The 24500-nt window shown below is 69.4% G+C and carries 21 protein-coding genes; 10 read left to right on the forward strand and 11 right to left on the reverse strand.

Annotated elements, in window-relative coordinates:
* Positions 1-70: 70 nt before the first annotated feature.
* Positions 71-886, forward strand: a complete 816-nt coding sequence (locus ACIBGM_RS17960; protein WP_360534643.1) for an MBL fold metallo-hydrolase — start codon at positions 71-73, stop codon at positions 884-886.
* Between the two features lie 47 nt (positions 887-933).
* Here the strand turns inward: ACIBGM_RS17960 and ACIBGM_RS17965 are convergent, their stop codons facing one another.
* From ACIBGM_RS17965 to ACIBGM_RS17990, 6 genes are all read right to left on the reverse strand, one after another.
* A complete protein-coding gene (locus ACIBGM_RS17965; protein ID WP_396386201.1) occupies positions 934-3960 on the reverse strand; it encodes a hypothetical protein in 3027 nt (1008 codons plus the stop codon).
* Between the two features lie 100 nt (positions 3961-4060).
* Positions 4061-5167 (reverse strand): glycosyltransferase, encoded by a 1107-nt coding sequence (locus ACIBGM_RS17970; RefSeq protein ID WP_360534639.1) that lies wholly within the window; start codon positions 5165-5167, stop codon positions 4061-4063.
* Positions 5164-6288, reverse strand: a complete 1125-nt coding sequence (locus ACIBGM_RS17975; protein ID WP_360534637.1) for a glycosyltransferase family 1 protein — start codon at positions 6286-6288, stop codon at positions 5164-5166. The genes ACIBGM_RS17970 and ACIBGM_RS17975 overlap by 4 nt, the downstream gene beginning before the upstream one ends.
* Positions 6289-6449: 161 nt before the next feature.
* The gene (locus tag ACIBGM_RS17980; RefSeq protein ID WP_360534635.1) at positions 6450-7166 is read right to left on the reverse strand and encodes a hypothetical protein; all 717 of its coding nucleotides are present in this window, start codon (positions 7164-7166) and stop codon (positions 6450-6452) included.
* Between the two features lie 34 nt (positions 7167-7200).
* Positions 7201-8010, reverse strand: coding sequence for a hypothetical protein (locus ACIBGM_RS17985; protein WP_360534633.1), 810 nt, complete (start codon positions 8008-8010; stop codon positions 7201-7203).
* Between the two features lie 17 nt (positions 8011-8027).
* Complete coding sequence (locus ACIBGM_RS17990) at positions 8028-9395, reverse strand: hypothetical protein (protein WP_360534631.1); 1368 nt, start codon at positions 9393-9395, stop codon at positions 8028-8030.
* Positions 9396-9570: 175 nt separating this feature from the next.
* On the opposite strand from ACIBGM_RS17990, the gene ACIBGM_RS17995 reads away from it, so the two are divergent.
* Complete coding sequence (locus ACIBGM_RS17995; protein WP_360534629.1) at positions 9571-11151, forward strand: methylmalonyl-CoA mutase family protein; 1581 nt, start codon at positions 9571-9573, stop codon at positions 11149-11151.
* A 39-nt stretch (positions 11152-11190) separates the two neighbouring features.
* Here the strand turns inward: ACIBGM_RS17995 and ACIBGM_RS18000 are convergent, their stop codons facing one another.
* Positions 11191-12378: an amidohydrolase gene (locus ACIBGM_RS18000; RefSeq protein WP_360534627.1), complete on the reverse strand. Its 1188-nt coding sequence runs from the start codon at positions 12376-12378 to the stop codon at positions 11191-11193.
* 233 nt (positions 12379-12611) lie between these two features.
* On the opposite strand from ACIBGM_RS18000, the gene ACIBGM_RS18005 reads away from it, so the two are divergent.
* The 6 genes from ACIBGM_RS18005 (at position 12612) to ACIBGM_RS18030 (ending at position 19355) form a co-directional block, all read left to right on the forward strand.
* Positions 12612-13667 carry a BMP family ABC transporter substrate-binding protein gene (locus ACIBGM_RS18005; RefSeq protein ID WP_360534625.1) on the forward strand — a complete coding sequence of 352 codons (1056 nt, stop codon included), beginning with the start codon at positions 12612-12614 and terminating at the stop codon, positions 13665-13667.
* 116 nt (positions 13668-13783) lie between these two features.
* Positions 13784-15295 carry an ABC transporter ATP-binding protein gene (locus ACIBGM_RS18010; RefSeq protein ID WP_360534623.1) on the forward strand — a complete coding sequence of 504 codons (1512 nt, stop codon included), beginning with the start codon at positions 13784-13786 and terminating at the stop codon, positions 15293-15295.
* Entirely contained in the window at positions 15295-16404 is a 1110-nt protein-coding gene (locus ACIBGM_RS18015) for an ABC transporter permease (RefSeq protein WP_360534621.1), read from the forward strand. The genes ACIBGM_RS18010 and ACIBGM_RS18015 overlap by 1 nt, the downstream gene beginning before the upstream one ends.
* Positions 16401-17663: an ABC transporter permease gene (locus tag ACIBGM_RS18020; protein ID WP_360534619.1), complete on the forward strand. Its 1263-nt coding sequence runs from the start codon at positions 16401-16403 to the stop codon at positions 17661-17663. The genes ACIBGM_RS18015 and ACIBGM_RS18020 overlap by 4 nt, the downstream gene beginning before the upstream one ends.
* Positions 17664-17667: 4 nt before the next feature.
* Positions 17668-18078, forward strand: coding sequence for a cytidine deaminase (locus tag ACIBGM_RS18025; protein ID WP_396386202.1), 411 nt, complete (start codon positions 17668-17670; stop codon positions 18076-18078).
* Positions 18075-19355, forward strand: coding sequence for a thymidine phosphorylase (locus ACIBGM_RS18030; RefSeq protein ID WP_360534615.1), 1281 nt, complete (start codon positions 18075-18077; stop codon positions 19353-19355). The genes ACIBGM_RS18025 and ACIBGM_RS18030 overlap by 4 nt, the downstream gene beginning before the upstream one ends.
* Before the next feature lie 22 nt (positions 19356-19377).
* Here the strand turns inward: ACIBGM_RS18030 and ACIBGM_RS18035 are convergent, their stop codons facing one another.
* Positions 19378-20037: a hypothetical protein gene (locus ACIBGM_RS18035; RefSeq protein WP_360534613.1), complete on the reverse strand. Its 660-nt coding sequence runs from the start codon at positions 20035-20037 to the stop codon at positions 19378-19380.
* A gap of 97 nt (positions 20038-20134) precedes the next feature.
* Complete coding sequence (locus ACIBGM_RS18040) at positions 20135-20734, reverse strand: ATP-binding protein (protein ID WP_360534611.1); 600 nt, start codon at positions 20732-20734, stop codon at positions 20135-20137.
* 83 nt (positions 20735-20817) lie between these two features.
* Between ACIBGM_RS18040 and ACIBGM_RS18045 the strand changes: the two genes are divergently transcribed.
* A complete protein-coding gene (locus ACIBGM_RS18045) occupies positions 20818-21249 on the forward strand; it encodes a hypothetical protein (RefSeq protein ID WP_396386203.1) in 432 nt (143 codons plus the stop codon).
* Here ACIBGM_RS18045 and ACIBGM_RS18050 read toward each other — a convergent pair.
* Both ACIBGM_RS18050 and ACIBGM_RS18055 read right to left on the reverse strand, forming a co-directional pair.
* Positions 21209-21994 (reverse strand): phosphotransferase, encoded by a 786-nt coding sequence (locus tag ACIBGM_RS18050; RefSeq protein WP_360534607.1) that lies wholly within the window; start codon positions 21992-21994, stop codon positions 21209-21211. The genes ACIBGM_RS18045 and ACIBGM_RS18050 overlap by 41 nt on opposite strands.
* A gap of 6 nt (positions 21995-22000) precedes the next feature.
* Entirely contained in the window at positions 22001-22954 is a 954-nt protein-coding gene (locus tag ACIBGM_RS18055) for a sugar-binding domain-containing protein (protein WP_360534605.1), read from the reverse strand.
* Positions 22955-23110: 156 nt separating this feature from the next.
* Between ACIBGM_RS18055 and ACIBGM_RS18060 the strand changes: the two genes are divergently transcribed.
* Positions 23111-24475, forward strand: coding sequence for a sugar ABC transporter substrate-binding protein (locus ACIBGM_RS18060; protein ID WP_360534603.1), 1365 nt, complete (start codon positions 23111-23113; stop codon positions 24473-24475).
* Positions 24476-24500: the final 25 nt, after the last annotated feature.

Consider the following 24500-nt stretch of genomic DNA (forward strand, 5'->3'; position numbering starts at 1 on the left):
ACCGGGCTTGATTGTCGAGACTTCCGGGAGGCCGGGGATGTCGCCCGGGTCACATCGAGGGGAGAACACGGTGAGTTTCTGGATCTGTGCGACCTGTGCGGTCGAGCACTCCGAGCAGGTCGAGGTCTGCGCGATCTGCGCGGACGAACGCCAGTGGGTGCCCGCCGACGGGCAGCACTGGACCACGCTGGACGAACTGGCCGCCGCCGGTACCGAGGTCACCGTCGACGAGGTCGAGCCAGGCCTGTACGGCGTACAGTCGAAGCCGCCGGTCGGGATCGGGCAACAGTCGATGCTGCTCACGACCGCCGAGGGCAACCTGCTCTGGGACCCGATCGGGTACCTCGACGACGACGCCGTACGCCGGGTCCGCGAGCTTGGCGACGTGGTTGCGATCATCGCCAGCCACCCGCACATGTACGGCGTCCAGGTGGAGTGGAGCCACCGGCTCGGCAACGCGCCGGTCTACGTGTCCGAAGCGGACGCCGAATGGGTCGCCCGCCAGGATCCGGTCATCCAGACCTGGTCCGGCAAGCTCACCCCGCTCCCCGGGGTGACCCTGATCCAGCCTGGCGGGCACTTCCCGGGCAGTGCGGTCGTGCACTGGGCGAACGGTGCCGACGGCAAGGGCGTGGTCCTGTCCGGCGACACCATCTTCGCCAACCCCGACCGCACCTCGGTCAGCTTCATGCGCAGCTACCCGAACCGCATCCCACTGTCCGGCGCCGTCGTCGACCGAGTCGCCCGCTCCCTCGACCCCTTCGACTACGACCGCCTCTACAACAACTTCGGCTCCGTCATCCCGGTCGACGCCAAGGCGATCGTCCGCCGCTCCGCCGACCGCCACGCCGCCTGGACCCGAGGCGACTACGACCACCTGACCTGATGACAGCCCGGACCGCCCCCACGGCAAGGGGCGGTCCGGGGGCTGGGTCAGGTGCGGCCGACTGCCAGGCCGTCGATCTGGATGAGTTTGCCACTCGTGGCGGACACGAACTTGAGGGTGCCGCTGAACAGGGTGGTTTGCACGGGGAGGCCGAGAACGACCTGGCGGTGGGTGGTCGGGTAGGCGAGGTTGACCGTGGTCAGGTACCTGTTGCCTGCGTACACCGCGACCGAGCCACAGGTCGGGCACCGGGTCGCGATCAGGAAGAACCGCTTGCCCTGCACAGTCCGCGTCAGCGACTTGCCGTACGCCGTCGTCTGCGTCGTCGTGCCGTAGTAGAACGTCGACCCGGTAGCCCGCGTCCAGCCGGTCGAGGCCAACGTCAAAGACCGATCGTCCAGCGGCCGCGAGAAGCACCTTTCCGCACTCCACTGGCCGATGTTCCCGAGCTTGTCCTTGGCCCGCACGGACACGCAGTACTCATACCCAGCCGCAACCGCGAGATTCATCGACGTAGCGGTCGTGTTCGTCCACGGCTGTACATAAGCGCCGTATGGCCCGGCAGACGTGGCCCGGCGGTACTGCACGTCGTACGACGCAACCCCATTGGCATCCGTGGCCGACACCGTCAAGGTCGCCGTCGCGGCCACCGACGACTGGTACGTCGGCGCCACCATCCGCGCCACCGGGCCGTCCGCGTCGACGGTGATGTCCCGGTACGCGGAGGCGCCCGTTCCATCCGGTGCGCTCGCCCCGATGACGACCTGGTAGTCCCCGGACCGCAGTTCTTTCGCCGTGAAGGGCGAGGTGCACGGCGCGGCGGGCACGAACGATCCCTTCACCTCGCAGCGGAATGTGGTACCCGCAGGGAAGGCCGAACCGTCGAACGGAATCGAGATGTCCGGCCCCATCAGCGCCGGAGTCGGCTTGATCGTCAAGCCGAGCCGCTGCCAGGCCACGTCCGCTCGATTCGTCACGCTTTTCAGCCCGCTGTACACGTACAGGCCGCCGCCGATCGACGTGCCGAGCTGGTAGACGCGGCCGCTGGCCGTCAGCGCCAGGATCCAGCTGCGGCCGGACGGATCAAGGGTGATCTCGCGCACGTCGGCGTCGAGCGTTGGGGTCACACCCCCGGTGTCCCCGGCCAGTTGCACGGTCGAGCCGTCGCCGTAGGCGACCCACTTGCCGTCAGCCGAGACTCGAACCGGCCGGTCGGCCGGCACCTCGGCCTGACCCGGCCAGGTGGCGATCCGGGTCCCACCGGCCGTGGCGTCGATCTTGGCGAGCCGGCTCGGCGTGAGGCGGTGGTCGGACACCACCAAGGTGCGGGCGTCCGGCATCCAGCTCGGGCTGGACAGCCCGCAGGCGATCTTCGTCGGCGTACCGCCGGTGGCCGCGATCACGTACACGCACGGGCTATCGTTCTCGGGCGCCTGGAACGCGATGCGGGTGCCGTCCGGCGACCAGTCCAGGCGGGTGATCGGCGCCGCGGAGCTCCAGAGTTTCACCGGTACGCCGAGCTCACCCGGGGCGACCTTCTGCGTCCACAGGGTTCGCTCGGTGGTGTTCGTGACGTAGACGAGCGACTGCCCGTCCGGGGAACTGGTGACGGCCTCCTTCGGCTTGACCGAGTTCGGATCCGCCGGGAACGGGACGACGTAGCCGAACTTGTCCGCGGCCGCCAGGTCCCGGCTGTCCGGCTCGCCCTGCGTCACCACGATCTGCTCGTTCGTCCGCGGGACGGCCAGACGCGCGCTGACCGGTCCCTCGCCGACCTCGTTGACGACCGAGACGGCGTACTCGATGCCGGGCTTGGCGGTGGGCTCGGGGACGACGAAGTCGCCGGTCGTCCTCTCCGGGAACCACTCCTTCGTCTCCGCGCCGTTCAGGTAGCGGTGCAGGTTGTAGCCGAGAACCGGTGTACCACCTGCGGTCTGCAACGACCGCCAGCTGACCGTGTTGCCGTTGTACGTCGGCCGCACGTCCACATTCTGCGCCTGGGCGACATCGACTCCGTAGCCAGTGAGCTTCACGCTGTGCCGGCCCAATGAGGTGGAGTCGTGGACGGTCATCGTCGTCGACTCCGGACCGGGCACCTGGGGCATGAATCGCACGGTAGCGGTGCAGGTCGCCCCGGGCGGCAACGTTTGCGAGCAGTTGTGCGGGAATTCCGGGTCCATTCGCCAGTCGATCCACTCGTTGGCGACCAACACTCCGGAGATCCGGACCGGATCGATTCCCGTGTTCTTGACGGTGAACGAGGTCCTTGTGGCCACACCGACGCGGACCCTGCCGAAGTCGTACTTCTCCGGCGTGACGGTCAGCGCCTGGTAACCGATCGTGCTGCGGTAGCGAAGGTCGATCGCGGTGACGGCCATGCTGCCCGCGCAGTCGGTCACGCGCAGTTTCGCAGCGAGGGTTTCGAGCTCGAGGGCGGCGGTGTAGGCGACCGCCGTGACAGACAGGTATCCGTCGGCGGTGCAGCTGCGGTCGCCTTGGGTGAGGTCGAGCTCCGATGGCCCCAGCGAGTAGTTGCCAGGCCCGCTGATGAAGGCCGGGAGCCGCAGCTTCACGGTGCCCGCCGACAGCGTGCGGGACCCGTTTGCCGGCGCGGATGCCGTCACCGTTCCGGCGATCTCGTTGTGCGGCCAGGTCATGCCGGAGGTCGGGTCGACGGCGAGTACGTCGATGTCGCCGACGGCCGGGGCCTCGGCTACGCGGGTGGCCTTGACCTCGGGGCTGATCACCGGGTCGGTGTCGGAGGTGGCGATGACGCGGTAGTCGGCGGTGGTGCCGGCGGGGATGGTTTCGTCGATCCAGGTGGTCGTCGAGTCGGTCAGCGCACCGCTCACGTCCTGCCAGTCGGCGGTCTGCTTGCGTTCGACGCGGTAGCCGGTGGCGTCCACGTCGTTCCAGGTGACGCCGATGCCGGTGCGGGTCGGGAAGACCTGGGCGGTCGGGGTGGTGACCGTCTCTTCGCCGAAGGCGGCGTGGGCGAGGAACGGGATGGTGATGGCCGCGAGGGCTGCGGCGAGGGCATAACGGAACAAGGCAGATCTGCGGGCGCGGCGCATCGAATCTCCAGGCAGGGGGATTCCGGTGCGCCCCGATCACACCGGCGAGAAAGGAAAGAAATACCGCGATTGCGGTCTTCACCGCAACCCGGTTGCAGCTTTATGCAGCCATGCGGGACTGGGCCAGGCGGTGGTGGAGGGCGAGCATGCGGTCTACGCAGGTCTGCCAGTCGTAGAGCTCGGCTCGGCGGCGGGCTGCGGCTCGGCGGCCGGGGAGCTCGGACAGGGCCAGGACGGCGTTGGCCAGGGCTGAGGGGGTTGCGGGGGCCCAGCGGCCGCAGGATTCGTCTACCAACTCGCGGGCGCCGCCGGTGGAGGCGGTGACGACCGGAGTGCCGGCGGCCAGGGCTTCCAGGACGGCCAGACCGAAGGTTTCGCCGGGGCAGACGGAGAGCGCGATGTCGGCCTCGGCGAGGTGGCGGGCCAGGGTCCGACGGCCGTCGACGTACCCGTGGAAGGTGACGGGGGCCGAGCCCGCGATGGCGATCAGCTCGTCCAGGTGAGGGCCGGAGCCGTAGACGTCCATCCGCATGTTCACGCCTCGCCGGTACAGCTCGGCTGCGGTGGCGACGGCCAGGTGCGGGCTCTTCTCGCGGGACAGGCGGCCGGCGTGCACGAGTTTGAGTACGCCGTCGTCCGCCGGCGACGCCAGGGACGGGTGGAACGTGTCCAGGTCGACGCCGAGCGGGATCCGGACGAGTGGCGTGGTCACCTCGTCGAACTCCGCCGCCGCGTAGCGGGACGTCACCACGACAGCGTCGTACGTCCGGCTGAGCAGTTTGTAGAGCGCGCCGACTCCGGCGGCGACACCGAGCTGGCGGCCGGTGCGTAGTGACAGCATCGCGTCCAGGCGCTCGTGGCTGAACAGGATCGCGCCGATGTCGTTCTTGCGCGCCCACCGGGCCACCGGCAGCAACGTCGACTTGTCCGAGATCTCCACCGTGGTGGGACGGAAGCGCTCGAGCGTGTCGATCACGCGCCACGGGTCGGTGATCAACCGGTAGCCGCCGCCGACCTTCGGGGCCTTCATCCGGATCACGGTGCCGACCTCGGTCTCGGTCACGGTGTCGCGTTCGCCGGGCGTGATCACGATCCGTTCCGCGCCGGCGTCGGCGTACCCCTGGCCGAGGTGCTCGATCGCGGTCCGCATCCCACCCGAGGTCGGTCCGACGAAGTTGGCCAGCTGGGCGATGCGCAATTGGGTCATGCGACCCGCCGTACGGCCGCCGCCTCGCGGAGGACCTCGGCGTAGTGCCGGTCCACAAGGTCGTCGACCACCGCCGGCCAGGTCCGGCTCTGCACCCGTTCCAGTCCGGCGGCAGCCATCCGGCCGCGGGCAGTCGGATGGTCGAGCAGGGTCTTGACCGCGTTCCGTAGCGAGCCGGGCTGACCGGGCTCGAACAGCAGCCCGTTGTCACCCGGACGGATCAGGTCGAGCGGACCGCCTGCGGCCGGGCCGACCGTGGCGACCCCGGAGGCCTGTGCCTCCTGGATGGTCTGGCAGAAGGTCTCGTGCTCGCCGGTGTGCACGAACACGTCCAGCCCGGCGAAGATCGATGCCAGGTCGGCGCCCCGGCGCATCCCGAGGAACGTTGCATTGGGCAAGGAGTGCTCCAGGGTGGCGCGGTCCGGGCCGTCGCCGACGACGACGATCCGGCAGTCCAGGTCGGTCAGCTCGGCGAGCCGCCGGACCTTCTTCTCCGCGGCCAGCCGGCCGACGTACCCGACGATCGGCCGGCCGTCCGGGGAGATCTCCCGGCGCCAGGCCTCGTCGCGGTGGCTGGGGTCGAACAGGTCCAGGTTCACGCCGCGCCCCCACAGGTGCACCCGCGGTACGCCGCCCTGCACGAGCTGCTGGACCGACGAGGTGGACGGCGCCAGGGTGCGGTCGGCGCGGGAGTGCACCCGCCGTACCCAGCGCCAGACACCGCGGTCGGCGGCCGCGAACCAGGGGTACTGGCGGGCGAACCCGGCGATGTCGGTCTGGAAGATCGCGACCGTCGGCAGGCCGAGCTTCCGTGCGCTGCGCAGGCCGTAGGCGCCGATGATGAACGGCGAGGCCAGGTGCACCAGGTCGGGCCGGAACTCGGCCATCGCCCGCTCGATCGAGGGATCGGGCAGACCGACCGGAAACTCCTTGTACCCCGGGATCCCGAAGCTCCGCGCCCGCAGCACAGGCACGTCGCGGTAGGTGTCGGGACCGGGCCCGGCGGCGATGATCAGCAGCTCGTGCCCGCGGGCGAGCAGCCGGTCGGCGACGTGGCGAACCGTGTTCGCGACGCCATTGATCTGCGGCAGGAAGGACTCAGCCACCATCACGATGCGCACGCTCCGAAGGTTCCCCACCGTGCATGAACCCTCGGCGACACTCTCGTGACACCGCGTCGATTCCCTGTCGACGCGTACAGAGACGTGAAGTGTCCTTCAGGTTGCCACCAAGCGCCTGTTCGTTAGTGCGGCGCGAACACTGGGAATCGGCTGGGCTGATGTCATCCGGAAAATGGCAGGGCGAGGTAGGCCTTGAGGCTGCCGCAGCCTTGGCTTGCTGCTTGTTGCGCGGACTTGGACAGCGGAGTGTTCACGGTCTGCAGGTTGGGGATCGTCGTGACGCCCAGCTCGACCGCCGCCAAGGCCTGTTGCGGTTGTCCGGCGGGTGGTTGGTCCCAGTGGATGCAGACGATCCCGACGGTGATGGCCTCGTTGTTCAGATTTCGCAACTCGACGGCGGCGAACGGCCCGAACTTCGTCGTCGGGCGCCGGTACCCGTTCATGGCCTGCGGATCGGCGACCTCGAGCGGGATGGCGTAGTTCACGGAGACCAGGTCCCGCACCTTCACCCGGACGTCGACCACCCGGGCGACGTCAGCGCCGCTGAAGGCGAGAACGTCCCAACCCTCTCCTCGCCACGAGACGACCACCTGGCCCCGATCCGATCCGTAGGCCGTGCGCACGGTGATGCCCGGAACCGGTGCCCCGGTGCTGTCCAGCGGCGTGATCTCCAGGGTCGGGGCGACGGCGGACGGCCCTCTGTTGAGGATGGTCAGAACCTGGTCCATGCGACCGGGCCCCCCGAACCGCTGATAACCGAAGAACAGTTGGTCCGGCTTGGTGGTCATCGGACGCTCAGGAGCCGGCGAGCAGCCGGTGATGCCAAGGGCAACCGCGATCAGTGCCAAGGCTGCCGGGATCAGGCCACGCACGCGCATTCGTACTCCGCTTCTGGAGGTGAACAGGAAGTGGTCAGCTCATGACCAGCCAGACTTCCTCGTTGAAGAGGGTCAATCGGACCTGTTGACCCACCGGCTTGAGGTCAACCCGCCAGCCGGCCACGTAGGCGGTGTGGGAACGACCGTCGAGGTGCTGGTTCGTCCACTCCCGCACGGGCTGTACGGCGCTGCCGCTCAGGTGTCCGAGGACCTTCTCGAAGTCCTTTGGAGCGGCAGCGGTGGCGACCAGATAGGTGATGCCGCTGTCCGGCCCCGAGAACTTCAGCGCCAGACCGGGTTTGCGTTCACAGGTGTCGTTGTCGGCTGTGCAGGACAAACCGTCGGCACGCAGAGCGTCGGCCAAAGTCGATTCGGTGGTGTCGAGGTGGAGTACCGGGACCTTGAGTTGGGTGCTGTTGAGCTTCGCCGCGCTGACCTCGGTCTTCTCACCCCGGCCGATGATCTGGTAGTTGCCCCAGGAGCCGTCGACCCATCCGCCCCAGGCCCGCAGCACGTTGTTCACCCGCGGTAGATCCGTGGGGAACACGATCTCCCCCACCGTGCCGGCCAGCGACCGCAGCGCAGGGCCGGTTTCGCCGGTGCCCCTCACCTTGATGGTCAGCCCGGTGACGCTGCCGTCCGGCCGGTACTGGAAGACGACGTCGGAGGTGACTCGGCCGGTCGCCTGGAAGGCGAAGCAGCCGCTGTGCCCGCCGTCCGGTGCGGTGAAGCGCACGCTGCACTCCAGGCCGCGGCCAGTCAGCGCATCCGCGAGCGTCCGCGCCTCACCGATGACCGATCCGCCGGCGGTTGCGAGTGCCGATGCGGGACGGTGCAGCGACATTGCGATCCTTCCGACGGTCAACGGGTGAGGGTGGTGGTGACGGTTCCTGCGGGGTACCAGTTCTCGAAGTCTTTGTACTGAGCGGTGAACGTGGTGGTGCCGCGGGGCAGGGCGTAGGTGGCGGTGAACGTGCCTGCGGAGGTCAGCTCGGGGTTGCCGATCGAGCGGGGCGTCGAGCCCGATGGGGTGGCGAAGAGCTGGAGGAACTGCTGGTTGGTGGAGCTGCCCGGGCGGGACATCGGCGAAGTCCACGTGACGGTGACGTAGGCGGTGGACTTGTCCTTGCCCGACCCGGTCCGTGCAGTGACCTGGATATCGGTGACCGGCGCCTTCGGCGCGTGGGACGGGCCGAACGAGTGCAGCAGCTGGACGTTCTGGTACGTGTCGTCGTATGTGATGGCCCACGCCCGGGTGCCGCTGGAGTTCAGCAGCAGCGTGCCCTTCCAGATCTCGTCGCTGCGCCGGAAGTCCACGGCGTACGTCGGGGTCGTGCTGCCCTTGGCGTAGAAGAGGACGTCGGCGTCGTTGGAGCCGGTGCTCGAACGAGCCACCGCGACCGTGGAGCCGTCGGCGGACCATGCCGCGTCGGCCGGGTAGACGCCACTCGGGTAGGTGGTGGAATCGGAGAGGTCCGGCAGCTTGTACGAGTGGTGCTCGTACGGGTAGCCGGTCGTCTCGATGACCTCGTTCCCGTCGGGACTGACGGTGTAGTCGATGAGATTCTCGCCGGTCTTCTCGCGCCGCCCGACGATCGCCGGTGTCGCGCCCGAGACGTCGATGACGTACGTCGTGACCGGCGAGATCCCGGTGTCCCCGGCGACCAGGAGGCCGTTGGCGGCGCCGGAGATGATCGGGTGGTAGTCGGGCCCGTCGGTGTAGACGATCGGGGCCGTCCCGGGCGCGGACCAGATCAGCAGGCCGGACTTGCCGACGCCGCAGTCGAGGAAGGCGGCGACGACCTTGTCCCCGGTCGGTTCGGCGGCGTAGACGCAGGCGCCGGGCGGGGCGGCGTACGTTGCCGAGGGCACCAAAGTGTCCGCGTCCAGCGCGGTCACCCGCTCGTAGTCATGAGTGACGAGGAGCTGCTGACGGTCGGCGCTGAGGACCACATCGGAGGCGCCGGTCACAGCCGTGACCTTGGTCTGCAGTACGCCGTCCAGATCGGTCACGACGAGCGGGAGTTGGCTCCCGGCGCCTTGCGCGAGATAGAGCCGGCCGCGGGGCTCGTCGAGTTCCATCGCGCGGAGGTCCTGCACCGGCAGTTGGGTGCCGACGCTCTTCGCAAGCACCGGCTCGTCGGCCGAGCTGGGGTCGGCGATCACCACGCCGACAGCGGACAGAGTGATCAGGGCGAGGCCACCGAGGGCCAGTCCACGCGCACGCATTCGAGTACTCCGGGGTTCGGCGGAAAGTCCTTCCCCCGAAGCCGGGTCAGCCTAGAAGGAATTCACCGGACGGCCAAATCGACCGGACGACTGTGTCGGAGCCCACCCGCTGCGTGCGCGATGTCACCCAGGCGGTGCATACCAGTGCGGGTGTGGTTCGGCCTACCGTTGGGGGATGAGTCATCGGAGTGAGTCGGGGTTCGAGTTCGCGCCGGTGTACGGGCCGGAGGCGCTGGACGGGTTCGCGGCGGACGCGAAGCTCGGGGAGCCGGGGCGGTTCCCGTTCACCCGCGGGGTCTACCCGACGATGTACACCGAGCGGCCCTGGACGATGCGCCAGTACGCCGGTTTCGGTACGGCGGCCGAGTCGAACCAGCGCTACCACCAGCTGATCGACCACGGCACGATGGGCCTGTCGGTGGCGTTCGACCTGCCCACCCAGATGGGCTACGACTCCGACGCCCCGATCGCGCACGGCGAGGTCGGCAAGGTCGGGGTGGCGATCGACTCGATCGACGACATGCGGGTGCTGTTCGACCGGATCCCGCTGGACCAGGTGTCCACCTCGATGACGATCAACGCGCCCGGCTCGGTGCTCCTGCTGCTCTACCAACTGGTCGCCGAGGAACAGGGTGTCTCCGGGGACAAGCTCACCGGCACGATCCAGAACGACGTACTGAAGGAGTACATCGCGCGCGGCACCTACATCTACCCGCCGAAGGAGTCGCTGCGGCTGATCAGCGACATCTTCGCGTACTGCAAGGCGGAACTGCCGCGCTGGAACACGATCTCGATCTCCGGCTACCACATGGCCGAGGCCGGAGCGACGCCCGCGCAGGAGATCGCCTTCACGCTGGCGGACGGGATCGAGTACGTCCGGGCCGCGGTCGAGTCCGGCCTGGACGTGGACGAGTTCGCGCCCCGGCTGTCGTTCTTCTTCGTCGCCCGGACGACGTTGCTCGAGGAGGTCGCGAAGTTCCGCGCCGCCCGCCGGATCTGGGCCCGGGTGATGCGCGAGGAGTTCGGCGCCACCAACCCCAAGTCGATGATGCTGCGGTTCCACACCCAGACCGCCGGCGTCCAGCTCACCGCGCAGCAGCCCGAGGTCAACCTCGTCCGGGTGGCGATCCAGGGCCTGGCCGCCGTACTGGGTGGAACGCAGTCCCTGCACACCAACTCGTACGACGAAGCCATCGCCCTGCCCACCGAGAAGGCGGCCCGGCTCGCGCTGCGCACCCAGCAGGTGCTCGCCTACGAGACCGACGTGACCGCGACCGTCGACCCGTTCGCCGGTTCGTACGTCGTCGAGTCGCTGACCGACGAGGTGGAGGCGGCCGCGGTCGAGCTGATGGAGCAGGTGCAGGAGTACGGCGGCGCGGTCGCGGCGATCGAGAAGGGCTTCCAGAAGCAGGAGATCGAGCGGTCGGCGTACCGCATCGCCCAGGAGATCGACTCGGCCGAGCGCGTGGTGGTCGGGATGAACAAGTTCAAGATCGCCGAGGAAGAGCCGTACGAACCGCTCCGGGTGGATCCGGCCATCGAGGCCCAGCAGGTCGAGCGGCTGGCCAAGCTGCGGGCCGAGCGGGACCAGGCGGCCGTGGACGGGGCGCTGGCCGCGCTGAAAGCTGCTGCCCAGGGCAACGAGAACTGCCTCTACCCGATGAAGCAGGCCCTGAAGGCCCGGGCCACCGTCGGCGAGGTCTGCAACGCGCTGCGGGACGTCTGGGGCGTGTACGTGCCGGCCGACACCTTCTGATTCCCGGCCATCGAGGTCCAGGTCCCGAACCGCTGATCCTCAGTCCAGCAGGGCGCAGGACGCCAACACCGTCATCCCGAGGGCGATGGCGTCTTCGTCCGGCGTGAAGCCGGGCGTGTGCAGGTCGGCGGCGTCCTCCACGCCCGGTGAACGGACCCCGAGCCGGGCCATCGCACCCGGGACGTGCTCGAGGTACCAGGCGAAGTCCTCGCCGCCCAGGCTCTGATCGGTCGACGCCACCGCATCCGGCCCGACCGACAGTTCGACGGCCCGCTTCAGGACGCCGATCGCCTCCGCGTCGTTCATCACCGGCGGCACCCCGTGGGTCACCTCGGTGCTGACCTCGACGCCGTACGGCGCGATCAGCTGGTCGGCCAGCGACGGGATCAGGTCGGCGGCCAGCTTCCAGGCGTTCACGTCCAGGCAGCGCAGGGTGCCTTCGGCCTCGCCGCGGGACGGGATCGCGTTCGCGGCCGACCCGGCGGTGATCCGGCCCCAGACCAGTGACATCCCGGACCGGGGGTCGACCCGGCGGGACAGGGCGGCCGGCATCTCGGTGACCAGGGTGGCGAGGGCGTAGACGAGATCGCCGGTGAGGTGCGGGCGCGAGGTGTGGCCGCCGGCGCCGGTCAGCCGGACCAGGACCCGGTCGGCGCCGGCGGTCAGGGCGCCGACCCGCAGGCCGACCTCGCCGACCGGGAGCCGCGGATCGCAGTGCAGGCCGTAGATCCGCCGTACCCCTTCCATTCCGCCGGCCGCGATCACGCCGAGCGCGCCGCCGGGCATGACCTCCTCGGCGGGCTGGAAAATCAGCCGCACGCGGTGGTTCAGCAGGCCGTCGGCCGCCATCCGGGCGAGCACCACCGCGGTGCCGATCAGGACCGCGGTGTGGACGTCGTGACCGCACGCGTGGGCCACGCCCTCGTGGGTGGAACGAAAGGGGCCGTCGTGACCGTCCGTGACAGGAAGCGCGTCGATGTCGGCTCGCAGGGCCACGCAGGTGTCGCCGGAACCGATGTCGCAGATCAGGCCGGTGCCGGTCGGCAGCACCTCCGGGGACAGCCCGGCGTCCACCAGCCGCCGCCGGATCAGCTCGGTCGTCCGCACCTCGTGCCAGCCGAGCTCCGGGTGGGCGTGCAGATCGCGACGTACCGTCACGATCTCGTCCCGGACCGCGGCGATCCGGCTCTGCAGATCGCTGAGCAGCACCTGCTGCGAAATCGTCATTGCGCGATTCTCGCACCGGCGCCACGAGACGACGGTCCCAGGCTCCGAGACCGGACGGATCCGGTCAGGCCTAGCTCACCCGGCGGAGTGGAAATCTGGCGGAGCGTCACGACGGAAACTACGATTGAGTAACGAGCATTTCAGTCACGCATTGTCAGTGGCTGGGGGGTCTGGGCGGGTCTATGGTGTCGCTGCGAACGCCTGCACGGGGCGATCTGGAACGAGGAGGCATCTTGCGGCACACGACGAAGCTGGTGGCACTTGCCGCCACCGTGGCGCTGTTGATGGCGGGCTGCGCCAAGAAGGAAGAAACGGGCGCCGCCGCCAGCGACGAGCTGTGCGCCGACAAGTCGGGGGCGGGACCCAAGATCGGCCTGGCCTACGACATCGGCGGTCGCGGCGACAAGTCCTTCAACGACCTCGCCGCGGCGGGTGTGAAGAAGGCCGTGGAAGAGCTGGACGCCACCTGTGAGGAGGCCGAGGCCGGCCAGGAGGAGCCCGACTCCGCGAAGGAGGAGCGGCTGCGCACGTTGGCCGAGGCCGGCTTCAACCCGATCATCGGCGTGGGTTTCGTCTACACCGAAGAGGTCGTCAAGGTCGCCAAGGAGTACCCGGACATCAAGTTCGCCATCGTCGACGGCTTCGGCGAGGCTCCGAACGTCACCAACCTGGTGTTCTCGGTCGAGCAGGGCTCGTTCCTGGTCGGTGTCGCCGCGGCACTGAAGTCGAAGGCGAAGAAGGTCGGCTTCATCGGTGGTGTCCGGGGGCCGATCATCGACCCGTTCGCGGCCGGTTACAAGGCCGGTGTGGCCGCTGTCGACCCGGCGATCACGGTCGACATGAAGTGGCTGTCCGACAAGGGTGACGCGAAGGCGTTCGCGAACCCGGCCGGTGGCAAGACCGCCGCGACCGCGCTGTACGACGCCGGCGCCGACGTCGTCTTCCACGCCGCCGGTCTGTCCGGCAACGGCCTGTTCGACGTGGTGGCGACCAAGCCGGAAGGCACCTGGGCGATCGGCGTCGACGCCGACCAGTACCAGACCGCGACCGCCGAGCAGCAGAAGCGCATCCTGACGTCGTCGCTGAAGAAGGTCGACGTCGCTGTCTTCGACTACGTGAAGATGTTCAAGGACGGCACCACCAAGCCCGGGTTCGACCTGTACGACATCAAGCGGGACGGTGTCGGCTACTCGACCAGCGGCGGTCACCTCGACGACGTGACGGCCCAGATCGACGAGTACAAGGCCAAGCTGGTGTCCGGCGAGCTGACGGCGCCGTCGAAGCTCTGACGACCGAAACCTCGGGCTCGGGCCGGTGACGCGGTAGCGTTCTGGCCCGAGCCCGAGGCTCGTCGCGGTGACAACGAGGTCGCCGCAGAGATCTGGGAGCGTGCGAGATCGACACCTTGACTCAGACGCTGGCCGTCCGGCTCCGGGGAATCGGCAAGAGTTTTCCCGGTGTGGTGGCCAACCACGACGTCGACATCGACGTGCGGACCGGCACCGTGCACGCCCTGGTGGGGGAGAACGGGGCCGGCAAGTCGACCTTGATGAAGATCCTGTACGGCGTGCAGAAACCCGACGACGGCACGATCGAGATCAACGGCGACGAGGTGGTGCTGCACTCGCCGGCGGACGCGATCAAGCAGGGCGTCGGCATGGTCTTCCAGCACTTCATGCTGGCCGACAACCTGACCGTCCTGGAGAACGTCGTCCTCGGCGCCGAGAAGCTGTACGGCATCGGCGACAAGGCCCGCGCCAAGATCAAGGAGCTGTCCGGCGCCTACGGGTTCGGCCTGTCGCCCGACGACCTGGTCGAGGACCTCGGTGTGGGCCAGCGGCAACGAATCGAGATCCTCAAGGTCCTGTACCGCGGCGCGAAGATCATCATCCTGGACGAGCCGACCGCCGTCCTGGTGCCGCAGGAGGTCGATGCGCTGTTCGGCAACCTGCGCGAGCTCAAGGCCGAGGGCTACACGCTGCTGTTCATCTCGCACAAGCTCGACGAGGTACTCGCGGTCGCCGACGACGTCACCGTGATGCGGCGGGGCACGACCGTCGCGTCGGTGCACCCGAAGGACGTCACCGCGCGCCAGTTGGCCGAGCTGATGGTCGGCTCGGAGCTGCCCTCACCCAGCACCGAGGAGTCGACCGTCACCCAGGACGTCCAGCTCACGATCGAGAACGTGACGCTGGCCGGGGCCGGCGAGCGGAACCTGCTGGACGACGTGTCACTGGAGATCCACCGCGGCGAGGTGCTCGGCATCGCCGGTGTCGAGGGCAACGGCCAGACCGAGCTGGTCGAGCTGGTGATGGGTATGCGGCCGGCCACGTCCGGCCGGGTCCGGCTCGGCGAGAAGGACATCACGGAGTGGAGCACCGCGGAGCGGCGGAACGCCGGCATCGGCTACATCCCGGAGGACCGCCACCGGCACGGCCTGCTGCTGGACTTCCCGCTGTGGGAGAACCGCATCCTCGGTCACCAGGACCGGTCGCCGAGTGTGCGCGGACCGTGGATCAACAAGACCGGCGCCCGCAACGACAGCGAACGCATCGTCGAGAAGTTCGACGTCCGGACGCCGTCGATCGAGACCACCGCCCGGGCGCTGTCCGGCGGCAACCAGCAGAAGTTCATCGTCGGCCGCGAGATGAGCGGCGACCCGGTGCTGCTGATCGCGTCGCACCCCACCCGGGGCGTGGACGTCGGCGCCCAGGCCGCGATCTGGGACCACATCCGGGAGGCGCGCCGGCAAGGGCTCGCGGTGCTGCTGATCTCCGCCGATCTGGACGAGCTGATCGGGCTGTCGGACCAGATCCAGGTGATCCTGCGCGGCAAGCTGGTCGGCGAGTTCGACCCTGACACGGTCACCCCGGAGCAGCTCGGCTCCGCGATGACCGGTGCCGGAGAAGAGGAGTGATGGGCAAGTTCGACCTGCGCCGGTTCGGCCTTGCGCTCGCCGCGCCCGTGCTCGCCATCGCCGTCGCGCTGGTGATCACCTGCCTGATCCTGCTGGCGGCCGGCAGTTCCGTGTCCGGCTTCCTCAGCACGATCTTCTCGGCGCCGGCCGAGCGCAACATCATCAACATCCTGAACAACGCCTCGATCCTGTACCTGTCCGGCCTGGCGGCCGCGATCGGGTTCCGGATGAACCTGTTCAACATCGGCGTCGAGGGGCAGTACCAGGTGGCGGTGTTCACCGCCGCGGTGTTCGCCGCCCAGGGCTGGCTGCCGGGACCGCTGAACGTGCTGGTGGCCATCGTGCTGGCGATGGCGGTCGGCGCGCTGTGGGCGTCGATCGCCGGCCTGCTGAAGGTCACCCGCGGGGTCAGCGAGGTGATCTCGACGATCATGCTGAACGCGATCGCGATCTCGCTGACGGCGTACCTGCTCCGCCAGGTCGGCGTGCAGACCGGCAGCAACCTGGCCACCGAGGAGATCCCGCAGGACAGCTGGGTGGCCGGCATCCCCTTGTTGCCGGGGGCCCCGAACGAGTTGCTGGGCCTGTCCCTGCTGGCCGTCCTCGGCGGGATCGCCTACGCCGTCCTGCTGAACCGGACGAAGTTCGGCTTCAACCTGCGGGCCACCGGCACGTCGGCCAGTGCCGCCGTTGCCAGCGGCATCGACGTACGGCGGATGGTGGTCGTCTCGCTGATGCTCTCCGGGGCAGTGGCCGGCCTGATCGGGCTCCCGCTGCTCTTCGGCAGCTCGCACAGCTACGGCACCACGTTCCAGGCCGGGATCGGCTTCGCCGGCATCGCGGTCGCGCTGCTCGGCCGGAACAACCCGATCGGAATCGCGTTCGGCGCTCTGCTGTTCTCCTACCTGACCGAGCAGAGCAACCTGCTCGAGATCAAGGCGCAGGTCTCACCGGACATCGTGGCGATCACTCAGGGCGTCATCGTGTTGGCCGTCGTCATCGCCTACGAGGTGGTCCGCCGGTACCGCAACGCGCTGGAGCAACGGCAGGTGGCAGCGGAACTCAGTAGCTCGGCCCCGTCCGAGGTGACCCCGGAGGCGACCCGATGACGATGGCTCCCGAAGAGCTCCGGCCCGCCGGAGCCCCGTCCGAGGCCCTCGTGCCGCGGCGCCGGATCAGCATCTGGATCTGGCTGCTCATCGGCCTGGCGCTGGTCTCGGCGGTCCGGGTGCTGACCGGCGCGAACGAGGTCGACTCGGCCGGCACCATGCGCGAGGCGGTCAACGCCTCGGTCCCGATCGCCCTGGCCGCGCTGGCCGGTCTGTGGTCGGAGCGGGCCGGCGTGGTCAACATCGGTCTCGAGGGCATGATGATCCTCGGCACCATCGGCGCCGGGTACTTCGGCTACTGGTACGGCCCGTGGAGCGGCGTCGTCGGCGCGATGATCTTCGGCCTGCTCGGCGCCGCGCTGCACGCGCTGGCGACGGTGACCTTCGGCGTCGACCACATCGTGTCCGGTGTCGCGATCAACATCATCGCCATCGGTACGGCGGCCTTCCTGGCCGACACCTGGTTCTCCGGGCTGCAGGGTGGTGGCCCGACCCAGTCGCCACCGCTCGACGCCCCGCTGTCGATCACCATCCCCGGTGTTTCGGAGGCGATGATCGACCTGCAGAACAAGCACTGGTTCATCGTGTCCGATCTCGCCTCGCTGGTGGCCGCGGTGACCACCGAGCTGTCCACGCTGACGATCCTGGCGGCCCTGTTCATCGTCGGAAGCGCGCTGCTGCTGTGGCGCACGGGGTTCGGCCTGCGGCTGCGGTCCTGCGGCGAGAGCCCGGTGGCGGCCGAGACCCTGGGCGTCAACGTCTACCGGTACAAGTTCATCGCCGTCCTCACCTCGGGGGCGATCGCCGGAGCGGGCGGTGCGTTCATCGCGCTGGTCTCGTCCGGGATCTACCAGAACGGGCAGACCGGTGGGCGCGGCTACATCGGCCTGGCCGCGATGATCTTCGGCAACTGGCGTCCGGGTGGGCTGGTGATGGGCTCGGCGCTGTTCGGCTACACCGACGCGCTCCAGCTCCGGGCCGGTGGGGAGGCGGTGCACGCACTGCTGATCATCGTCGCGATCATCCTGCTCGGCGTCGCCGCTCTGCAGTTCCGCCGGGGGCAGAAGATCGCCGCGATCACCTCGCTGCTGATCGGGATCGGGTTCGCGATCTGGTTCTTCACGACCGACACCGTGCCGGCCGACTTCACCCGGATGACGCCGTACGTGACGACCCTGCTGGTCCTCGGGCTGGCGGCCCAGCGGCTCCGGATGCCGGCTGCCGACGGGCTCCGATATCGACGAGGTCAGGCAGGTTAGCGCCGTGCCGGACGAGCCCTCGACCGTCGACTGGCCGGCGCTCCGGTCGGCCGCGGTCGAGGCGATGGGGCGGGCCTACGCGCCGTACTCGCACTTCCCGGTCGGGGCCGCGGCGCTGGTCGACGACGGCCGGGTCGTGACCGGGTGCAACGTCGAGAACGCGTCGTACGGGCTGGGGCTGTGCGCCGAGTGCGGGCTGGTCTCGGAGCTGATGAACACCGGCGGCGGCCGCCTGGTCGCGTTCACCTGCGTGAACGGGCACGGCGACCTGCTGGCACCGTGCGGCCGGTGCCGTCAGCTGCTGCACGAGCACGGCGGTCCCGCACTGTTGCTCGAGACAACGAGCGGGATCCGGTCGCTGCGCGAGCTGCTGCCGGACGCGTTCGGGCCGGAGGCCCTGGAGGAGGACAAGTGAGCTTCGACGCTGTCGACGTGATCCGCGCCAAGCGGGACGCCGGTGAGCTGAGCGACGGCCAGATCGACTGGGTGATCGACGCCTACACTCGTGGCGACGTCGCCGACGAGCAGATGTCCGCGCTGGCGATGGCGATCCTGCTGAACGGGATGAACCGCCGCGAGATCGCCCGCTGGACCGCGGCGATGATCGCCTCCGGCGAGCGGATGGACTTCGCCCGGCTGTCCCGGCCGACCGCCGACAAGCACTCGACCGGCGGGGTCGGCGACAAGATCACGTTGCCGCTGGCGCCGGTGGTGGCGGCGTGCGGGGTCGCCGTACCGCAGCTGTCCGGGCGCGGCCTCGGCCACACCGGCGGCACGCTGGACAAGTTGGAGTCGATCCCGGGGTGGCGCGCCGCGCTGTCCAACGAGGAGCTGATGCGCCAGCTGGAGGACGTCGGCGCGGTCATCTGCGCTGCCGGTGACGGGCTGGCGCCGGCCGACAAGAAGCTCTACGCGCTGCGGGACGTGACCGGCACGGTGGAGGCGATCCCGCTGATCGCCAGCTCGATCATGAGCAAGAAGATCGCGGAGGGCACCGGCGCGCTGGTGCTGGACGTGAAGGTCGGCTCCGGCGCCTTCATGAAGGAGCTCGCCGACGCCCGCGAGCTGGCCGAGACGATGGTTGCGCTCGGCACCGATGCGGGCGTGAAGACCGTTGCCCTGCTCACCGACATGTCCGTGCCGCTCGGCCTGACCGCCGGGAACGCCCTCGAAGTCCGCGAGTCGGTCGAGGTGCTGGCCGGCGGCGGCCCGGCCGATGTCGTCGAGCTGACCGTCGCTTTGGCCACCGAGATGCTCGCGGCCGCCGGCGTCACGGACGTGGACCCGGCCGAGAAGCTCCGCGACGGTACGGCGATGGACGTCTGGCGCGCCATGATCACGGCCCAGGGCGGCGACCCGGCTGCGGAGCTCCCGGTCGCGCCCGAGCGGCACGTCGTACCGGCGCCGTCGTCGGGAGTCCTGTCGAAGCTCGATGCGTTGGCCGTCGGCGTCGCCGCCTGGCGCCTAGGCGCGGGCCGGGCCCGCAAGGAGGACCCGGTGTCCGCCGTCGCGGGCGTCGAGCTCCACGCCAAACCCGGCGACCAGGTCACCGAAGGCCAACCCGTCCTAACCCTCCACACCGACGACCCAACCCGCTTCGACCGCGCCCTCGAGTCCCTGAACGACGCGGTCGCTATCTCCACGTCGTACCACCCGAACCCCCTGATCATCGACCGCATCACCGCTGAGTGAACCGCGGCCGCGGGTGACTTGTTCAGCTGGATTTGGCGGTCAGGCGGGACTTCTGCTGGGCCGCCAAGGTGGTGAGCAGGGCGGTGTCCGGGCGGGGGTTGGTGCCCAGGGCACCGGTCTGACGGACGGTGAGCTCGGCGACCAGGGCGCCGACCACAATGCTGACCTGAGCGACCGCCTCGGACTGACCGGTGCCGCCGTCGTAGTCGACCCGGGCGTCACTCAGAGCGTTCGGTACGCCGAAGGCGCGCTCGTGCGTGTCCTGGCTCCAGAAACCCTGCTGCAGCGTCTTCGCCTTCGCCGCCGACGCGGCCCGGAACAGCTGCACCGTGTACTGCTTCTTCTTGTCCGGGCTGATCAGGCTCGCGCGATACCCCTCGACGAAGCCCGCGTTCAGCAGCAGCGCCCGGTCCAGCGCCGGGTCGGCCGACCAGTTCTCCAGGAATGCGGTCGCGGTGAACGCACCGGTGGCGCTGCGCGGATCGGCGACGTACCCACGGGGCAGCACGGCCAGGCCGGCCAGCGTGGTCTTCGCGGCCTTGTCCCGCACCGCTGCCGGGGCTTTGGTTGCCGAGGGCGTCTGTAGCGTGCCGACCGAGGCTCCGGCGTCGTTCCCGCAGCCGGTCACCCCGAGCAAGAGCGCGGTCACTACAGCGGCAACGCCTGGCGCAGTCCGCTTCACGTTCTTCTCCGTCCGACTTCTCGCCCCGAGATCATCAGAAGGTCTCCGGGCCAGATGCCATCAGACCAAGGTGAACCCCGGGCGAACAGACGGCGAATCAGCGGGAGCGCGCCTCCGTGAGAAGCGCCTCGATCCGGCGCCGGGCCGCCTTCGGGTGCAGGGGTTCACAGCCCGCGTCCAGGCAGCGGCGGACCACCTGCGGGTCGTCGCGGAGCAGCAGCAGACCGCGGCGCAGCAGCGTGAGCGGCGGCTTGCGGTGTTCCCGCAGGTCGCGCTGGAACCGCCGGACGAAGGTGACGAGCCGGTGGTGCCGGACGCAGATCGCGGCGGCGAGCAACCCGCGGTCGCGGAGGGCGCCGACGACCTGGTCGGCGAAGATGCCCTCGGCAATGATCAGCGGCGATCCCGCGGTGGACACCGGTCGGTGTCCGACCGTGCCGTCGGCGGCGATGTCGTAGATCGGGAGGTCGGCGACGCCCGTCGTACACAGCGTCTCCAGCGCCGCGACCGCCCGCTCGCCGTCCCACGACCGCGGGTCGTCCCAGTCCACAATCCCGAGCGGTGAGCGCGGCATCGCCTCGTCGTCGCCGTCGCGGTAGAAGTCGTCCAGGCGAACCACAGGCAGCCCGACCAACTCGGCCAGATGCGACTTCCCCGTCCCCGAAGGCCCCGCCAGCAACACCACACGCGCACTCACCGGCCCATTCTGGGCCACTTGCCGCAGTAACGGCGAACCCGCACCCGGCGATAGGTTCACCAGACAACCGTGAGGAGCCGAGCGTGCCGAAGCTGAAACTGGGGGCGGTGGTCTACGGGCTCGCCGCGATCGGCCTGGGCGTGTCGGCTGTCGCCGTCCACCGGGGCTGGGGTACGTACTCCGGGGCGCACGGGTGGCCCGTCGGGGCGACCGTGGCGGTGGATGCGCTGGCTGCTCTCGTGTTGGCGATCGGCGCCCTGACGCGGCGCGGGCTGATCGCGGACGACGGGCCATGGATCCTCCGGCGCGGCTGGCTGGTGCTGGTGGGGCTGACCGGCGCCGGGGCCGTCGTGGCGTTCCTGAGCAATCAGGACATCTCGCCGTGGCCGATCGGCCCGGCGCCCTTCCTGCCGCACTTCGTTCGCAGGATGCAGGAGAGGTACTACGCCGGGGTGGCTGAGGCTGAGGTGGAGCTCAGAGCAGGGCGTGATGGAGGGCGGGCGCCTGGGTCTTGAACCAGTGGTTGGTGCGGTCGGTGAGGGCGGCTTCGCCGGTGGTCCAGCGTTGGTGGAACCACGGGTGGCCGGTTTCGGCGCCGCGGCGGACGTAGTCCATGCACCAGACGTGGTTGCGGGCGGTCGCGTCGACCAGCCGCCGGCGGTCCGCCTCGTCGAGGCCGTAGGCGTCGGCGAACCGGCGGAGCCGGGCCAGCGTGCGGCCGCGACGCGGGTCGGCGATGTCCGCCTCCGGGCGCAGCGGAGCCCACAGCCGTACGGCGGTGGCCACGTCCCACAGCGCCGAGCCGGGCCCGGCCAGGTCGAAGTCGATCAGGGCAACCGCCATTCCGTCCCGGAACACCACGTTGTCCAGGTTCGGATCGTTGTGGCTGACGAGATCCCCGACGTACTCCGTCGGCACCGGCTCGGCCCAGTCCAGCCCGGACGGGTCGAAGCCCGCGACCGCCTGGTGGTACTCGCGGAGCAGTCCGGCCACACTGTCGAGCGCCGCATCGGTCATCGACCAGGCCGGGTACGGCTTGGTCACCGTCTCGCCCGGCAGGTACGACAGCACCTCACGCTGCTGGGAGTCCACCCCCAGGAAGGTCGGCGCACCGGTGAAACCCACGCTCTCCAGGTGCTCGAGCAGCGCGTGCGTGGCGGTGCTGCTCGCGCGCAGGGGCCGCCGTACGGTGTCGCCGACGCGCACCACGAGCCCACGGTTGGCGGTACCGCCGAGCAGCAGTGTCTCGACCTCGGACATCGGGCGTCAGTGTGTCTCGTCCAGCAATGCCTTCGCCAGGGGTGAGTGGGTAACGATCCCGTTCACCAGGCCGCTGCGGATCGCGGCCCGGACGGCGTCGACCTTCGCCAGGCCGTAGGGGATCGCGATCACCTCGTCGATGGCGTCCATCTGCCCGGCGTTGATCGCGACCACCCGGTCGGTCACCCGGCTGTGCACCGGCTGCCCGTCCGCGTCCACGAAGACCCCGGAGATGTCCGCGACCACGCCACGTTTCAGCAGCTGGTCACAGGCCTTCTCGTCCATCGCGTCGTACAGGGTCGACTGGCCGGCCGCCCAGGAGCCGAGCCCGACGACGGCCTTCGTCACCGAGTCGAAGTGGCTGATCGCCTCGGCCACCTCCGGCTGCTGCCGCAACGCCCGCGCCGTGGCGGCGTCCGGCACGACGAGCGGGGCGTAGAAGAGGTACGCCGGTCCGCCCGACAGCCGAGCCGTGTGCCGGACGAGCTCCACCGAGTTCGCCTCGACGTCGGGCCGGGTGAGCGCACCGGTGAGCTGTACGACGGGGACGCGTGCGAGCGTCGTGAGTTGTTCAGTCATCGCGGTGACCGCGCGGGCCCAGGCGAGGCCCAGGACGTCCTCGGCGGTGACGATCTCGGTCAGCAGGTCGGCGGCGGCCTTGCCGAGCTGGAGCCGGAGCGCGGCCGGGTCCTCCTCGGGCGTGTCGACCACGATCGCGCGACGGAGGCCGAGGGTCTCCTGCAGCCGGGCGGACAGGTCGATGTCGATCGCGCCCGGGTGGTTGATCTCGATTCGCACCAGGCCGCTGTTGCGCGCCTGGTCCAGCAGCCGGGCCACCTTGAACCGGCTCAGCCGGAACTCGTCGGCGATCTCCACCTTCGACCGCCCGTCGAGGTAGTACCGGCGCGCGATCGACGCCGTCAGCACCAGCTGTGCCGGGCCGAACGTGCTCGACTCCATGAAGCCTCCCCACCTAGCGCTCCGCTCATATGAGCAGCCCTGCGCCCTAGTGTTGCACAGACCCTTGACAGGTCAAGGCCCTTCCCGGTTCACTTCTGGAGTGAGCAGACCCCTGCTCAAATGAGCGAACCCCTTTTGACAGCGAAGGAGCGGCTCGTGCTGGGACAGCGGAAACGCCTCGGGGCGGTCGCGGTCGCATTCCTGGTGAGTGCGGTCAGCGGCTGTGCCGGGTGGGGCGGCGGTGCGGGCGGCGGCGGCGCCGACAGCATCAACGTGCTGATGGTGAACAACCCGCAGATGGTCGACCTGCAGAAGCTGACCGCCGACCACTTCACCAAGGAGACCGGGATCAAGGTCAACTTCACCGTGCTGCCGGAGAACGACGTCCGGGACAAGATCAGCCAGGAGTTCTCCAGCCAGGCCGGCCAGTACGACGTGGCCTCGCTGAGCAACTTCGAGATCCCGATCTACGCGACCAGCAAGTGGATCGCGCCGCTCTCGGACTACATCGCCAAGGACCCGTCGTTCGACCAGGACGACGTGCTGAAGCCGATGACCGAGTCGCTGTCCGGTGAGGACGGCAAGCTCTACGGTGAGCCGTTCTACGGCGAGTCGTCGTTCCTGATGTACCGCAAGGACGTCCTGGCCGCGAAGGGCCTGACGATGCCGGCCAAGCCGACCTGGCAGCAGGTCGCCGATATCGCCGCGCAGGTGGACAACGCACAACCCGGTATGCGTGGCATCTGCCTGCGCGGCCAGCCCGGCTGGGGCCAGCTGTTCGCGCCGCTGACCACCGTGGTGAACACCTTCGGCGGCACCTGGTTCACCGAGGACTGGCAGGCCAAGGTGGACGCGCCCGAGTTCAAGGAGGCCACCAACTTCTACGTCGACCTGGTCCGCGCGCACGGCGAGCTCGGCGCACCGCAGGCCGGCTTCACCGAGTGCCTGAACAACACCATCCAGAGCAACGTCGCGATGTGGTACGACGCCACCTCCGCAGCCGGATCGCTGGAGGCGCCGAACTCCCCGGTGAAGGGCAAGATGGGCTACGCGCCGGCGCCGGTGAACAAGACTGACAGCTCCGGCTGGCTGTACGCGTGGGCCTGGGGCATCCAGGAGGCCAGCACGAAGAAGGACAACGCCTGGAAGTTCATCTCCTGGGCGTCCGGCAAGGACTACGAGCAGCTCGTCGGCGAGCAGCTCGGCTGGTCCCGCGTCCCGGCCGGCAAGCGCGCGTCGACGTACGAGAACGCGCAGTACCTGAAGGAGGCCGGCGCGTTCGCGGAGCCGACCCGGCAGGCGATCGAGACCGCCGACCCGCGCAACCCGGGCACCCAGCCGCGGCCGGCGATCGGGATCCAGTTCGTCGACATCCCGGAGTTCCCGGACCTCGGCACCCAGGTCAGCCAGGACGTGAGCTCGGCGATCGCCGGGCGGATGAGTGTGGACGATGCGCTGAAACGCGGGCAGGAGCTCGCCGACGACGTCGCGGAGCGCTATCGCTCCCGCGAAGCGAAGTGAGGGGAGCGGTCGCATGAACGAGCGA

This window comes from Kribbella sp. NPDC050470 (assembly GCF_044458365.1).
Taxonomy (GTDB): domain Bacteria; phylum Actinomycetota; class Actinomycetes; order Propionibacteriales; family Kribbellaceae; genus Kribbella.